Origin of the sequence: Janthinobacterium sp. 35, from assembly GCF_002754575.1 — a bacterium.
GTDB lineage: Bacteria > Pseudomonadota > Gammaproteobacteria > Burkholderiales > Burkholderiaceae_D > Janthinobacterium > Janthinobacterium tructae.
On the sequence record NZ_PEFN01000001.1, the window covers coordinates 1261791 to 1276084 of the forward strand.

The following is a 14294-nucleotide window of genomic DNA, read 5'->3' on the forward strand; positions in this document are numbered from 1 at the left end:
ACTCGATCCACCTCCATCGATGAAAGGGATGCCATGAGTAGCAGAATCGAACGCGACAGTTTCGGCCCGATCGACGTACCCGCCGACCGGCTTTGGGGAGCGCAAACGCAGCGCTCGCTTGAGCACTTCCATATCTCCACGGAAAAGATGCCGCCTGAACTGATCGCCGCCCTGGCCACCGTCAAGCGCGCGGCCGCCCACGTCAACCTGGACCTGGGCCTATTGGATGGCAAGAAGGCCATCGCCATCACGCAGGCGGCCGACGAAGTGCTGGCCGGCAAGCATGACGCGGAATTCCCGCTGGCCGTCTGGCAAACGGGCTCTGGCACCCAAAGCAATATGAACATGAATGAAGTGCTGGCCAACCGCGGTTCCGAACTGATCGGCGGCTTGCGGGGGGACGCGCGCCTGCTGCACCCGAACGACGACGTCAACCTGGGCCAGTCCTCGAACGACATCTTTCCCACTGCCATCCATGTGGCGGCCGCCCTGAGCGTCGCCAACACGGTCTTGCCGCCGCTGCGCCAACTGCGCGCCACGCTCGACGCGAAGGCCACCGAGTTTGCCGACATCGTCAAGATCGGCCGCACGCATTTGCAGGATGCCACGCCCTTGACCCTGGGCCAGGAATTTTCCGGCTATGTGGCGCAGCTGGACTTTGCCGAGCACATCATCACGGCAGCGTTGCCGCCGCTGCTGCAACTGGCCGCCGGCGGCACGGCCGTGGGCACGGGCTTGAATGCCCACGTGGAATTTGCCGGCCGCATCGCGCTAGAACTGGCACGCCTGACGGGCCAGCCGTTCGAGACGGCCAGCAACAAGTTTGCTGCCTTGGCCGCCCACGATGCGCTCGTCGCCGCCCATGGCGCGCTGAAAACCCTGGCCACGGCGCTGATGAAAATCGCCAACGACGTACGCTGGATGGCGTCCGGCCCCCGTTCCGGCCTCGGTGAAATCACCATCCCCGAAAACGAGCCGGGCAGTTCCATCATGCCGGGCAAGGTCAATCCCACCCAGTGCGAAGCACTGACCATGCTGTGCTGCCAGGTGTTCGGCAACGACGTCGCCATCACGGTGGGTGGCGCCTCGGGTAATTTCGAGCTGAACGTCTTCAAGCCCTTGATTGCGCACAACTTCCTGCAAAGCGCGCGCCTGCTGGGCGACGGCATGCGCAGTTTCGACGCGCATTGCGCGCACGGCATCGCGCCGAACCGTGTACGCATCGCCGAGCTGATGGAGCGCTCCCTGATGCTGGTCACGGCGCTGGCGCCCCACATCGGCTACGACAAGGCGGCGCAAATCGCCAAGCAGGCCCAGCATGAAGGCACGACCCTGAAGCAAGCGGCGCTGGCCCTGGGCTATGTGACGGAAGAGCAATTCAGTGCGTGGATCGTGCCACTGGAGATGACGCAGCCCAACAAAAGTTAAGGCTCAGCCTGCATTATCCCTGGCTTCATGTAAACTATGACCTTAGTTGATGCCGTCATCAAGTGTTTAAAACACATCATTGCAATAAGGGATACAATGCAAAAAGTAAGCTTTGATTTAACATCCGATTTCGTCGAGCTGAACCAGCTACTCAAGCTGGTCGGCTTGTGCGACAGCGGTGGCGCAGGCAAGGTCATGGTCGATAGCGGCGTGGTGAAGGTCGATGGCAAGAAGGAATTGCGCAAGACCGCCAAGATCCGCGCCGGCCAGGTCGTCAGCGTGGGCGATATCCGTATCACGGTCGTCGCTCCCGTCTGATCCCGGCATGGGGCGCGAAAGCAGCCCCATGCGTCCAGCCAGCATGCCTGCCAGCCCGGCTGCCCAAGTCAAGCTGCGACACGTCGTTATTGTCAGATAAATATCGATTGCGGAAGGGGAGCGCCATGGACCAGCCCGAACAAGGTACGCGCAGCCAGGAACGCCTGATCGGCGACTTGCGCCAGGTAATAGAAAACGCGGAAGAATTGCTGCGTAACACAGACAAATACACCAGCAGCCTGTACCAGAGCGCGCGCGCCAGGCTGGAACTGGCCCTCGTCGGGGCCACCGCCGAGCTGGCCCGCTTTGAAGAAGAGCAAGTCACGCGCATGATGGACGCCACCCTGGCCGCGAACACGCTGTACCGCGACCAGACGGGCGAAGCGCGCCTGCTGCGGGCCTTCGAATAAAGTGTCACGCCGCCAGCACCGCATGCGCCAGCCATTGGCGCAGGTGGGCGGCCAAATCGAATGCGGGGTCCCGCTCGAACGCCGCATCGAGCGCGGCGCCAAACGTCTGCCCCTGCTGCAAGACCAGCAAGGCCGCGTGCGCGGCCGCATCCACGACCAGCACCTGCGCCTTCCAGCGCGGCCGGCAAACCAGCGCGCAGCTGGCCACCTGCATTTCGTGCGGAAACATCCCCTGCCCTTCACCCTCCTGATGCGCCTGCCAAAGGGCCGCTACTTGCCAGTTCGATGCCAGCAAGGCGCAAGCGGGATGCAAACTAAAACGGCGCACTTCGAGCTGATCGGGATGCAGGGCGGCCAGCGCCTCGGGCGCCAGCGTTTGCGCATCGGCCGCGTAATGGGCCAGGTGCACGGCCCATTCCAGGCGCGCCATGTCGGGCAGATAGGGCAACTCGGCTGCAGGCGGAAAACTGCTCAGAAAATCGGCGAAACGGGCGCCAAACTGATTCAAATCGGCGCTATCTGACGGATACTGGCGTCCATACGCGCGGGCCAGGCCGCCAAAAAAATCCGCGCCCACCAGCGCCAGCACGACGGGATAGGCTTGGCCCAGGGTGCCGCGCCAGGCGGCGCTCAGATTGCCGCGATACAAAGAGAAACGCTGCGGCACCGCCGCTCCCGCGAACGATGGCAACGTTGCCGCAGTATCGAGCAAGGCCGTGGCAAATGCTTGCTGGCCGGCCACCAGCGCATCCAGCGACACGGGCGGTGGCGCCGCCGCCAGCAGCGCGCCCTGCCATGGCGCTTGCGGCGCATGGCGCGCCAGCATCGCTTGCGCCTTGCTTGCCTCGCCCAGCAGAATATCGAGCGGCGGCAAATGCGTGTCCCATTCGACCAGAGTGGGCACGGCGCCAAAGCGCAGCAAGGCGGCCGCATACAAGTCCCAGACGGGCTCGGCCACGGCGGCGCCATGGTGGTCGATCACGGCCTGCGGCGTCAGCAAATGGCCACCCAGGTGCAGCTCGCCCACGCTGCCCGGCGCGATGCTTTGCATGGCAAGCAGCGCGTCTTCGCCGTGGTTGCACTGATTCACATACAAGTTGTTGATATCGAGCAGCAGCCCGCAGCCGCTGCGGCGCGCCAGTTCCGCCAGGAATTGCGCCTCGCTCATGGCATCGTCGGCAAAACGCAGGTAAGTCGAGACATTCTCCAGCAAGATCGGCCTTTTCAGCACATCCTGCACCCTCCCCACTCTGGCGCACAGCAAATCGAGGGCCGCGCCATTCAAGGCCAGCGGCAACAGATCATTGAGTTGCTGCTGCGCCACGGCACCCCAGCTCAGGTGTTCCGACACAAGAAACGGTTCGATGCGCTCCACCACGGCGCGCACGCGCTGCAAATGGGCCTCGGAAAAGCCGCGCGCGGAACCCAGGCCCAGGCCCACGCCATGCAGGCTGATCGGGTAATCCTGGCGCAGGCTCTGCAGCACATGACTATCCCAGCCAGATGGCTGCAGATAATTTTCGGTATGTACTTCCAGCCAGCCCACGGCGGGCCGGCGCGCCAGAAAATCGCGGTAGTGCGCGGCGCGCAGGCCCACGCCGGCACGCGCCCGCAATGGCTGCGGCATGGGCAAGCGGCGAGAGTTTACGGCTGCGTGGCCGGTTTGGCGGCCTTGCCGGCCTTGATGGGCTTGACGGAACCGCCCGCCTGTTCGCACGTGCCCTTGGCAACATAGGCCCATTCCGTGGGCAGATTGTCCGCCTCGGCCTGGCCCGCGCAGGAATGCGCGCCATCGGACGAAGCGCAATCGTTCTGCCCGGCCTTGGCGACGCCGTAGCATTTTTCCTTGTCGCCAGGGGCGGGGCCATCGTGCGCGGCCGCGTTAAGGGTAGTGCCGGCACAGAGGCCCGCGAGGGCGGCGGCGATGAGAGCTTGACGTTTGTTCATGGGGATTCCTCTTGCATGGGTCAAAGTAATCGGTAAATTCTGACGGCACGCCCCCCGCTGCACGATGGGCAACGCGAGGTGATGGACGTCATTTTACTGAATCGGCCGTGCCATGGCGAACCATGGTCAATTAATCAACTTCACAGGAGCGGGAAAAAAAAGCGGAAAGACAGACAGCCCCTCTCCACCGTCGAGGACGGTGGTGTGGGCATGGGCACGGCAAAGCGCCAGACGGGCGCTACAGACCTGCGCTCAGGCTGTCGTGTTGATGCGGTTACCGAGGTGAGCCGGCAGACTTGGCGCCGACTGTATCGGTGGCAACGCTTCCAGCAAGGCAGTGGCGGTCGAACTTTGAATATCCTGGGCTTTTTTCAGGACAGTCAAGCCGACGGCTTGCCGCGTGCCTGTCTCCGCCATAGTGGTTGACAGTTGAGCAATGCTTCCGACGTCCATACATTTCTCCAATGAGGTTCTACCAGTATTAACGGATGGCCGCGGCAAACCTTTAGCTTATTTTTCCAGCTTATTTTCCAACTGCAGCAGCAACCAGGCCAGCACGTGCTCGCGCGCATTCAAGTCCAGCCATTGCACGCCCTCACGCAGGTCGGCCGGCGCCGGGCTGTCGGAGGCGACGGCGATCACATGCGGGTCATGCGGATACAGGGGCGCCTGCCCCACTTCCGGGCGGAACACTTCCAGCTTGGGAATGGGGTCCGTCTTGAAACCTTCGACCAGGGTCAGGTCCGCCGGCCCCATGCGGGCCAATTGCTGCGCCAGGCTCGGTTCGGGCGCGCCGCGCAACTCATGCACGATGGCAAAGCGATACGGCGACGCCACCAGCACTTCCGCCGCCCCAGCCAGACGCAACCGGGCGCTGTCTTTTTGCGGCGGTTCCAGCGCCAGGTCATGGTGGCTGTGCTTGACCAGGTTGACGCGCACGCCGCGCGCCGCCAGTTCCTTCACCACAAATTCCAGCAGGGTCGTCTTGCCGCTACCGGAACGGCCGATCACACCCAGTACCGGGTGGGTGGGCATCGCATCGTGCATGATCACTCCTTGATTGAGAAGCAGTGATTATACGCAGCCCTACCGGCGCCAGCGCCCGGCGCGGGCGCCATGCATTGCCCAACTCAGGCCGGTGTCGGCTTGCCACCCTGCCGCCGGCGCCGGCCCGCCGGCCCGGGCGCTGCCTGCGCATGCCTGGCCCAGCGCGCCAATTGCCGATGCGCAGCGATCACGCCCGCCTCGGCATCGGATTGCACGGGCACGGCGGCAACGGCAACCATCTCGCTGGCCTGCGCCAGCGGGGCGAAATCGTGCGCCCGCACATCCGCTTCCCACGCGGCCCGCTGCGCCGGCACAGCAAAGGGCACGGCGGGCGCCACGCGCGGCTGCGCCAGGGTCAGCACGGCGCCCAGGCCGCTGGCGGCCGCCACGCGCGCGCCCATCTGGGGCAAGCCGCCATCGGCGGCGTGGCAAAAGCGCTGCAGGATGGTTTTGATGATCGACGTGTGGTCGACCACCTGGTGGCTGACGCTGCCCGGCGCGATCAGCGGCGACACCAGCAGCATGGGCACGCGCACGCCGTACTGGCGAAACGCGGGGTCGTCATCGGCGGCGGCGGGCGGCGGCACATGGTCGAAAAAGCCGCCGTGCTCGTCATAGCTGAGGATCAGCAAGGTGCGCGGCCAGGCGGGACCGCGCGACAGGGCCTGGTAAACCTGCGCCACCAGCGCCTGGCCGGCGCGGATATCGGCCGGCGGGTGGTCGTCATTGTCGAAGAAATGCGGATCGATCCAGCTAACCGAAGGCAAAGTGCCCGCCAGCGCATCGCCGATGAAGCCATAGCGGCGCGCACTGGAGCCGAAGGGCTCATACCACTCGGACGAGCGGTAATGGTCGTCGCTGAAGGCCAGGCTCCAGGGTTTCCAGGCGGAATAAAATTTCCAGCTAACCTGGGCGCGGTCCAGGTGGCGCACGAAGGACTTGTTCGCATACAGGGGCACGCGCTTGCTGTCGCGGCTGCCGGCTGCCTTGCCGCTGATCGCATACAGGCGGTTGGGCCAGGTGGCGCCCGGCACGGAACTGTAGCAGCGGTCGCAGACGCAGAACTGTTGCGCCAGGAAATCATACATGGGCAAGTCGGCCGCATTGTAGTAACCCATCACCAGATCGATGTCGGGGTCGCCCGGATGCGTTTGCGCATAGTCGTCGACGAAGCCACCGTTATTGTTTTGCAATTGCTGCGCCACCGACAGGCCCGTATGCGACGGGTCTTGCTGCGGGCCGAAGGCCGTGCGCTGCAGATGGTGCACAGGATACGTCACGCCCGCGTGCACGTTGGCATGGCTGGCCTGCAAGCCATCGATGTCGGCACGCCCCCCTTCCAGACTCAGGTAGCCCAGCATGTGGTCGAACGAGCGGTTTTCCAGCATCAGCACGACGATATGCTCGATGCGCGCCAGATTTTCCGGCGCATCCGTATCAAGCGCACTCTCACCTGCAGCTGCGGCAGCAATCATGGGAACCCCCTGGCCGCGCACACGGGCGCAGCGACCCTGATTCGACCAGCCCAGCCCAGGTTGGTTCAGCTACGAAGGCCCGGCCTTGATGCGCAACAAGTCAATACGGCACGCGGTAGCGGTAGCCCTTGAAACTGAAGATGGCCGCCTTCGGCTGCAACTTTTCCAGTACCAGGCCCGGTGCCAACTCCTCGCCTTCGTGGCGCAGCACCTTGTCGATCAGCAACAGGCGGTCGGCCGGATTCTTCGAATAGATATAGCCGCCGATGGCAATGGCGGGGATTTGCCGTTGTATCGGCTCGGGCAAGTCGCGCATGCCGGGGACGCTTTCCTCGGCGGCGGGCGTGGGCGGCACTGCAGGCGCCGGGGCCGCAACGGGCGGCGACACGGCCTGGCCGGGCGTCTCCTGCTTCGGCTCCGCCACGGGCCTGGCATGGTGCACGGGTGCGGCGGTGGCCGCTGGCGGCACGGAGGCCGCCACAGGCGCTGGGGAGACCGCCGCTGGCGGGGCAGTCACGGGCAAGGGCGCGGGCACGGCCTGGGCCAGCACGGCCGGGACGACCGCAGCGGCCGCAGGCGCCGCCGCGTCCGCCTGCCAAGGCTGCCACAGCAGCAGTGCGGCAGCCACGGCCACCGTCAGGCCGCCCAGCGCCAGCCAGACGGGCATGCGCCGCGCAGAAGCGGACGCTGCGCCATCATGCAGCTGCACTTGCGGTGCGTGGATCGACGGCAACTCGCCCAGTTGGCGCTCGGCCTGCGATTTTTTCAGTGCTTCAAGTATGTAGGACATCTTATTTCCCCGCCACCATCGCCGTCGCAGCGGGTGCTGCCACGGCAGGAGCTGCGCTGCTCAGGCGCGGCTCCGCGTTGTCACCCAGTTGCCTCAGGCGTATGTACGTTTTCGGACCTGCCAAGCCATCGGCCCGCAGGTTCTGGCTCTGCTGGAAAGCACGCAGCTGGCCTTGCATCTCGGCATCGAGCGGCAGATTGGCGGCCGGCGCCGGCAAACCACGCTGCTGCGCCAGGCGCTGCGCCAGCCAGTCCACGTCGGCGCCACGGGCACCCAGCGGCACTTCGTCGCGCCAGCTGCGCGGGGCCCGCCAGAAGGTCGTGAAACTGCCATCGCTGCGCTGCGCCAGCTGGGCCAGCGACAGGCTTTGTTGTTTGCCATCGAGCATCAAGGTGGCCGTTTCGCCGTGCAAGCGCGTCAGCAGCGCCAGCTGTTCTGCTCCTTGCCCATCGCGCAAGGCCAGCATGGCGGGAGTATCCAGCACGCGCAGTTCGGCGATGCCGCCCCGGCTATGCAGGCAGCGCAGGCCGGCACGGGCGCCCGCCTGGCAAGCGTCGCCGGCCGGCAACTGCTCGCCCCACAGGGCGGCCAGTTGGCGCAGCACGGCATTGCGGTCCGGCACGCTAACGGGCGCAGGCACGGTCACCGCTGCGGACGCGGCCGGCACGGATGCGGCCAGGGCCGGTGCCGGTGCAGTGACCGCCGGTACGGGCACGCCAGCGCGCGGCATGAAGTGCCAGGCCAGCGCGGCCGTCACCACGGCACCGGCCAGCACGCCACCGGCCACGTGCGGCCAGCGCAAGCCCCGTCCGGCAGCCGGCTTGCCCTCTTCCGCAAACACTTCCTCGGCGGCACGGCGCAATATCTGGCGCGTCACCTGCGCCTGGTTTTCCACGTAGGCGCCCAGCAGCGCGCGGTCGCACAGCAGGTTGATGCGGCGCGGCACTCCCTTGCTCAAGGCGTGAATCTGCGCCATCAGGCGCGGCGCGAACGGTGTCTGCGCCGTGCTGCCTGCCACGGCCAGGCGGTGGCGGACATAGCTGGCCGTTTCCTCGGCCGTCAGCGAGCCCAGGTGATAGCGGGCAATCACGCGCTGCGCCAGCTGTTCCAGCTCGGGCCGGGCCAGCATGGCGCGCAATTCCGGCTGGCCGATGAGGATAATCTGCAGCAGTTTGCGCTCGCTCGTTTCCAGGTTCGTCAACAGACGCAATTGCTCCAGCACGGCGGCGGACAGGTTTTGTGCTTCGTCAATGATCAGCACATTGTTCTTGCCCTGCGCATGGCTGGCCAGCAAATGCGCATTGATGGCGTCGACATAGCCTTTCACGCTGGCCACGCCGGGCGCCACGGCGATGCGGAATTCCTCGCAGATCGACAGCAGCAATTCCTCGACGGACAGTTTCGGATTGAAGATATAGGCGAGCTGGCAATTTTCCGGGATCTGTTCCATGAAGCAGCGGCACACGGTGGTCTTGCCGGCGCCGATTTCTCCCGTCAGCAGCACGAAGCCGCCGCCGCTGCCCACGCCATACAGCAGGTGCGCCAGCGCTTCGCGGTGGCGTTCGCTCATGAACAGGTAGCGCGGATCGGGGGCGATCGAGAACGGCGATTGCTTGAGCTGGAAATAATGCGTGTACATGGAGACCCTGCGGATGAAACGATCAAAATGCGCGGCGGCAAGCCGAACCCCTCAGCGGGTGCGGGCGGGCGGCAACGGCTTGTATTTGGCGCAATACACTTTCGCCTTGCTACGGAAGTAGACGATTTTACTGCCAGGCATGGAACCACGGACAGGAAAGGCGGAATTGTCGAGTTTATTGAAACGCAGGCCCGAGGCGCTGCGGATGGCCGGTTCCAGCTTTTCCGGTGTCGCGTCCGCCACCACGCCCATGAAGACGAGGGGGCTGGTGTCGTCACTGACGATCACGTCGGTAACGGGCGCGCCCCACAAGGTGGCGTCCGTGCGGAACCAGTAGGCGCCGCCTTCATGCTTGTAGGCGGGGCCGAAAGCCGTCAGCAAATAGGCATAGAAGGCCTTGTTGTCGATCTGATCGATGCACAGCACGGCATTGCCGACCACTTGCCCGAACGTGGACGGCGGCGGCTTGGCCTGCGCCAGCACGCCGGACACGGGGACACCGAAGGCCAGCAGGGCGAACGCCGCCAGCAGGGCCGGCGCACGCCACGGGCGCATCAATGCACGGCGCACGCGCATGATCAGCGCTTGCGCTCTTCTTTCTTGACCTTCTTGGCTTCCTTCTTTTCCTTCATGCTCTTGGCCGGTTCCTTCTTGGCTTCTTTCTTGCTGTCCTGTGCCTTGCTCATCATCTACTCCATGCTTGGGCGAAAATGCCTTGGCCATTATGACACTCCCCCATGAAAATGCCACCCGAAAAGCAAAACGGCCGCACAAGGCGGCCGTTCCAGTCAGGCATCAGCGCACTATCAGTGCAGGCACAGGCGGCGGCGCGTCTTTTCGATCAGCTCCGCATCGTAGGGATACAGGTTCTCGATAAAGAACAATTCCGTTTCCGCTTCATCTTCCAGGCACATCTCGAGCATGACCGGGCCATCGCTTTCGCGGCCCAGGAAATCCTTCGGCCAGCGGTTCTTGCGGTGCGTGCGCATCATTTCCATGCCCAGCTTGGCCAGCGGCGCCGACACGCCGGCGGCCAGCGCCTCTTGCTGCCAGTCATCCCAGTACTCGCTCTTTGCTGCCTTGTCGTTCATCATGCTCTTCCAACTCAGGTGTAAAAGGCGGACTTTACTCTTCATGGCGCGCCTTGCCAAGCATGCATACAAGCAATAGCGCAACACCAGACCTGGACCAGTCTGAAAAAATTGGCATTAAACAAGGCCAATTTCAATACCATTCACAAAACACAAAAAACCCTTTATTAACAGCAACTTGCAATCACCACCTCGGGCATGGCACGGCATCGCACCACGCATTTATTAATACCACTTAAATACCTGTTGACAAGCCATCGAGGCGACAATATAGTGCCTTCAGCTTTTTCGCCGCCCGACAAATAAAAAACCAGACAGGCGCAATCAACCATATGCGGGACTGCACAACATGATCGAATACATAATCGGCGTCGACGGCGGGGGCAGCGGCACCCGCGTACGCCTGGCGCGCCTCGATGGCCAGGAACTGGCGCAGGGACAAAGCGGCCCATCCGGCCTGGGACTGGGCATCGACCGCGCCTGGACGTCCGTGGCACATGCCGTCACCCTGGCCTTCCGCGCCGCCGGCCTGGAACAGCCGTCGCTGCAGCGCATGGCCATCGGCCTGGGCCTGGCCGGCGTGCACAACAAGCAGTGGGCCGCCAGCTTTGTCGAACACAATCCCGGCTATGCCTTGGTGGCACTCGAATCGGATGCCCTGACCACCCTGCTGGGCGCCCACGCGGGCCAGCCGGGCGTCATCGTCGCCATCGGCACCGGCAGCGTAGGCGAAGTACTGCACGCGGACGGCAGCCGCCACGAAGTGGGCGGCTGGGGCTTTCCCTCCGGCGACGAAGCCGGCGGCGCCTGGATCGGCATGCGCGCCATCAACCACGCGCAGCAGGTGGTCGACGGGCGCGTGCCCGGCAGCGCCTTCGCCACGGCCATCATCGACGCCTGCGGCGGCCAGCGCAACGCCATGCAGGTGTGGCTGGCGGCCGCCAGCCAGACCACGTTCGCGCAACTGGCGCGGCTGGTACTCGAACACGCGGCCAGCAATGCCGTGGCACATGGCATCCTGAGCGACGCGGGCCAGCAGATCGCCCTCATTGCCAGGGCGCTCGACCCGGCCGGCACCTTGCCCGTGGCCCTGTGCGGCGGCCTGGCGGCGCCCTTGTCTGGCTACCTGCCGGCGGCACTGTTGCAACTGGTCGTGCCGGCACAGGGCGACTCGGCCGCAGGCGGCCTGCGCCTGATCAGCAAGCACTTGCAGGAGCAATGACCATGCTGACCAAACTGTCCGCCTTCAAACCGAATCCCGCCAGCGACACGCCGCTCTATATGCAGCTGGCGAACATGCTGTCGGACGGCATCGCCAGCGGCGACTGGCGTGCCAACCAGGCCTTGCCTTCCGAGCGCGTGCTGTCGGACATCCTGGAAATCTCGCGCGTCACGGCGCGCAAGGCCATCGACATGCTGTGCGACCGGGGCATGCTGACGCGCAGGCGCGGCTCGGGCACCTACATCACGCCCAAGCTGGAGCAGCCGCTGTCGCGCCTGACGAGCTTTTCGGAAGAATTGCGCCAGCGGGGCTTCACGGCCGGCTCGCGCTGGCTGCAGCGCGATATCGGTGCGGCGGCGCCGCTGGAACTGCTGTCGCTGGGCCTGTCGCCACACATGCCGGTGGCGCGCTTGCGCCGCCTGCGCACGGCCGACGACGTGGTGATGGCGATCGAGACGACCACCATCCCCGCGCTGTACATGCCGGATCCGCAGCAGGTCACCGATTCGCTGTACGGCTACCTGGAGTCGCGCGGCACCATCCCGATGCGCGCGCTGCAGCATATCCGCGCCGTCAACGCCACGGCGGAACAGGCCAAGCTGGCCAATATCAAGACGGGTGAAGCCATGCTGCACATCACCCGTGTCAGTTATCTCGACAACGGCGCAGCGGTGGAACTGACCCACTCGTATTGCCGCAGTGATTATTATGAATTCGTAGCGGAGTCGCGCAGATGAGCAGCACTATCAAAGGCAATATCCTTACCCCCGGCGGCTGGATCCACGGCGCCATCGCCTTCGGCGAGCGCGTCGACAGCATCACGGGCGAGTCCCTCCACCCGTCGACCAATGGCGACGACTATATTTTGCCCGGCTTTATCGACCTGCACGTGCATGGCGGCGCCGGCAAGGACATCATGCAAGGCGGCGACGCCGTCTACACCATCGCCGCCATCCACGCGCGCCACGGCACCACCAGCCTGCTGGCCACCACCATGACGGCGCCGCCGGAAGATATCGACATGGCCCTGACGGCCATCGGCATCGCTGCCAACCACCGCCGCCCGAACACGGCGCGCGTGCTGGGCGCCCACCTGGAAGGCCCGTACATCAATTCCGGCAAACTCGGGGCGCAGCCGAACTACGCGCGCGCCGCCACGCTGGCCGAAATCGAACGCCTGCAAACGCTGGCCAAGCTGCGCGTCATCACCGTAGCGCCGGAAATCGCCGGCCACCTGGACCTGGTGCGTGCCCTGGCCGACGCCGGCGTGCGCGTGCAGATCGGTCACACGCTCGGCTCCTATGAGGATGGCGTGGCCGCGCTGGAGCACGGCGCCATGGGTTTCACGCATTTGTTCAACGCCATGAGCGGCTTGCACCACCGCGAGCCGGGCATGGTCGGCGCCGCCCTGGCGCACGCCGAATACGCGGAACTGATTCCCGACCTGCTGCACGTGCACCCGGGCGCCATCAAGGTGGCCCTGCGCGCCATCCCGCGCCTGTACTGCGTCACCGATTCGACCGCCGCCACCGGCATGCCGGACGGCGAATACATGCTGGGCCGCCACGCCGTGCAGAAATGCATGGGCGGCGTGCGCCTGCCCGACGGCACGCTGGCGGGCAGCACCCTGACCCTGGACCAGGCGCTGCGCAACCTGGTGGGACTGGGACTGGACCTGGCCGACGCGTCCAAGCGCGTGTCGACCAATGCCGCCGATTACCTGGGCCTGGAAGAACGCGGCCGGCTGGCCCCCGGCACTTACGCCGATCTGGTGGTACTCGATCGCGATCTCAAACTCAAAGCTGTGTATATAGAAGGAGAAATCTGTGACCTCAATGATGCTTAAAGAAGCCATTTCCGCCGCCGAATGCGTCGCCCTGCAACTGGCCAGCGACACGGAACGCTACGCGGAACTGGGCCGCAAATTGAGGAGCACCTCGTTCTCGACCGCGCTGACCATCGCGCGCGGCAGCTCCGACCACGCCTGCAACTACGTCGCCTACCTGATCATGGCGCGCCTGGGCCGTGTCGTCGCCTCGCTGCCGATGTCGCTGGTGACCCTGAACAAGTCGCCGCTGGTAACGCGCGATACGCTGGCCATCTCGATCTCGCAATCGGGCCAGAGCCCGGACGTGGTCGAACCGATCCGCTACTTCCGCGACGGCGGCGCCACCACCGTGGCCCTCGTCAACGACATCGATTCGCCGCTGGCGCACGCCGCCGAATGGGCCATGCCCCTGCGCGCCGGCAAGGAACAAAGCGTCGCCGCCACCAAGAGCTTCATCACCAGCCTGGTCGCCGGTGCGCGCATGGTGGCCCAGTGGCAGAACGACCCCGAGCTACAGGCGGGTCTGGAAGCGCTGCCCGAAGCGCTGCTCGAAGCGACCCGCGTCGACTGGTCGCCGGCGATTGACGTGCTGGCGCCGGCGCGCAACATCATGGTCGTGGGACGCGGCATCAGCTTCCCAGTGGCGCTGGAAGCGGCACTGAAATTCAAGGAAACCTCGGCCCTGCAGGCGGAAGCGTTCAGCGGCGCCGAAATCAAGCATGGCCCGATGGCCCTGATCGAAGACGGCTACCCGCTACTGATTTTTGCCACGCGCGGCCCGACGCAAGCCGGTCTGCTGCAACTGGCAACGGAGATGCGCGGCCGCGGCGCCAAGGTCTTGCTGGCGGCGCCAAGCGATGTGGCCGAGCGCGACCTGACCCTGCCCGTGGCGGCCACGCCGGACCTCGACCCGATCGTCGCCATCCAGTCCTTCTACGTGATGGCGGCGAAGCTGTCGGCCGCGCGCGGCATGGACCCGGATGCACCGCGTCACCTGAGCAAAGTAACAAAAACAAACTAAGCAAGAAGTAGTAACTTACCCCCAAAAAGGCAGAGACGGGGGTCGGACGGGGGCACCTAGCCCCTGAGGGTCCGACCC

General features: G+C 65.1%; 15 protein-coding genes and 1 pseudogene. 7 read left to right on the forward strand and 9 right to left on the reverse strand.

Features of this window, described 5'->3' with window-relative positions; all coding sequences use genetic code 11:
• Positions 1–33 precede the first annotated feature (33 nt).
• The 3 genes from fumC to CLU93_RS05715 all read left to right on the forward strand — a co-directional run bounded on the left by fumC (position 34) and on the right by CLU93_RS05715 (position 2156).
• Entirely contained in the window at positions 34–1428 is a 1395-nt protein-coding gene (gene fumC, locus CLU93_RS05705) for a class II fumarate hydratase (RefSeq protein WP_099760335.1), read from the forward strand.
• A gap of 96 nt (positions 1429–1524) precedes the next feature.
• The gene (locus CLU93_RS05710) at positions 1525–1746 is read left to right on the forward strand and encodes an RNA-binding S4 domain-containing protein (RefSeq protein ID WP_099760336.1); all 222 of its coding nucleotides are present in this window, start codon (positions 1525–1527) and stop codon (positions 1744–1746) included.
• 125 nt (positions 1747–1871) lie between these two features.
• Complete coding sequence (locus CLU93_RS05715; protein ID WP_099760337.1) at positions 1872–2156, forward strand: hypothetical protein; 285 nt, start codon at positions 1872–1874, stop codon at positions 2154–2156.
• A 4-nt stretch (positions 2157–2160) separates the two neighbouring features.
• Here CLU93_RS05715 and bufB read toward each other — a convergent pair whose 3' ends face one another.
• The 9 genes and pseudogenes from bufB to CLU93_RS05760 all read right to left on the reverse strand — a co-directional run bounded on the left by bufB (position 2161) and on the right by CLU93_RS05760 (position 10148).
• Positions 2161–3783 (reverse strand): MNIO family bufferin maturase, encoded by a 1623-nt coding sequence (gene bufB, locus CLU93_RS05720; protein WP_099760338.1) that lies wholly within the window; start codon positions 3781–3783, stop codon positions 2161–2163.
• 17 nt (positions 3784–3800) lie between these two features.
• Positions 3801–4103 carry a BufA1 family periplasmic bufferin-type metallophore gene (locus tag CLU93_RS05725; RefSeq protein ID WP_099760339.1) on the reverse strand — a complete coding sequence of 101 codons (303 nt, stop codon included), beginning with the start codon at positions 4101–4103 and terminating at the stop codon, positions 3801–3803.
• A 252-nt stretch (positions 4104–4355) separates the two neighbouring features.
• Entirely contained in the window at positions 4356–4556 is a 201-nt protein-coding gene (locus CLU93_RS05730; RefSeq protein ID WP_096234204.1) for a YjfB family protein, read from the reverse strand.
• Positions 4557–4613: 57 nt separating this feature from the next.
• Entirely contained in the window at positions 4614–5150 is a 537-nt protein-coding gene (gene mobB / locus CLU93_RS05735; RefSeq protein ID WP_099760340.1) for a molybdopterin-guanine dinucleotide biosynthesis protein B, read from the reverse strand.
• A 491-nt stretch (positions 5151–5641) separates the two neighbouring features.
• Positions 5642–6625, reverse strand: a pseudogene (locus tag CLU93_RS05740) (alkaline phosphatase family protein); the annotation flags it as partial.
• Between the two features lie 100 nt (positions 6626–6725).
• Positions 6726–7415 carry a general secretion pathway protein GspB gene (locus CLU93_RS05745; RefSeq protein WP_099760342.1) on the reverse strand — a complete coding sequence of 230 codons (690 nt, stop codon included), beginning with the start codon at positions 7413–7415 and terminating at the stop codon, positions 6726–6728.
• A 1-nt stretch (position 7416) separates the two neighbouring features.
• Complete coding sequence (locus CLU93_RS05750; RefSeq protein WP_099760343.1) at positions 7417–9054, reverse strand: ExeA family protein; 1638 nt, start codon at positions 9052–9054, stop codon at positions 7417–7419.
• Between the two features lie 51 nt (positions 9055–9105).
• Positions 9106–9630, reverse strand: a complete 525-nt coding sequence (locus CLU93_RS05755) for a hypothetical protein (protein ID WP_099760344.1) — start codon at positions 9628–9630, stop codon at positions 9106–9108.
• Positions 9631–9860: 230 nt separating this feature from the next.
• On the reverse strand, positions 9861–10148 hold the full coding sequence (locus tag CLU93_RS05760; protein ID WP_099760345.1) for a hypothetical protein: 288 nt from the start codon (positions 10146–10148) through the stop codon (positions 9861–9863).
• A 346-nt stretch (positions 10149–10494) separates the two neighbouring features.
• On the opposite strand from CLU93_RS05760, the gene CLU93_RS05765 reads away from it, so the two are divergent.
• Genes CLU93_RS05765 through CLU93_RS05780 form a run of 4 tightly spaced genes read left to right on the forward strand, consistent with a single transcriptional unit; the run spans position 10495 to position 14216 of the window.
• Positions 10495–11367: a BadF/BadG/BcrA/BcrD ATPase family protein gene (locus tag CLU93_RS05765; protein ID WP_099760346.1), complete on the forward strand. Its 873-nt coding sequence runs from the start codon at positions 10495–10497 to the stop codon at positions 11365–11367.
• Positions 11368–11369: 2 nt separating this feature from the next.
• Positions 11370–12104, forward strand: coding sequence for a GntR family transcriptional regulator (locus CLU93_RS05770; protein WP_096238325.1), 735 nt, complete (start codon positions 11370–11372; stop codon positions 12102–12104).
• Entirely contained in the window at positions 12101–13213 is a 1113-nt protein-coding gene (gene nagA / locus CLU93_RS05775; protein WP_099760347.1) for an N-acetylglucosamine-6-phosphate deacetylase, read from the forward strand. The genes CLU93_RS05770 and nagA overlap by 4 nt, the downstream gene beginning before the upstream one ends.
• Complete coding sequence (locus CLU93_RS05780; RefSeq protein ID WP_099760348.1) at positions 13203–14216, forward strand: SIS domain-containing protein; 1014 nt, start codon at positions 13203–13205, stop codon at positions 14214–14216. The genes nagA and CLU93_RS05780 overlap by 11 nt, the downstream gene beginning before the upstream one ends.
• Positions 14217–14294 lie beyond the last annotated feature (78 nt).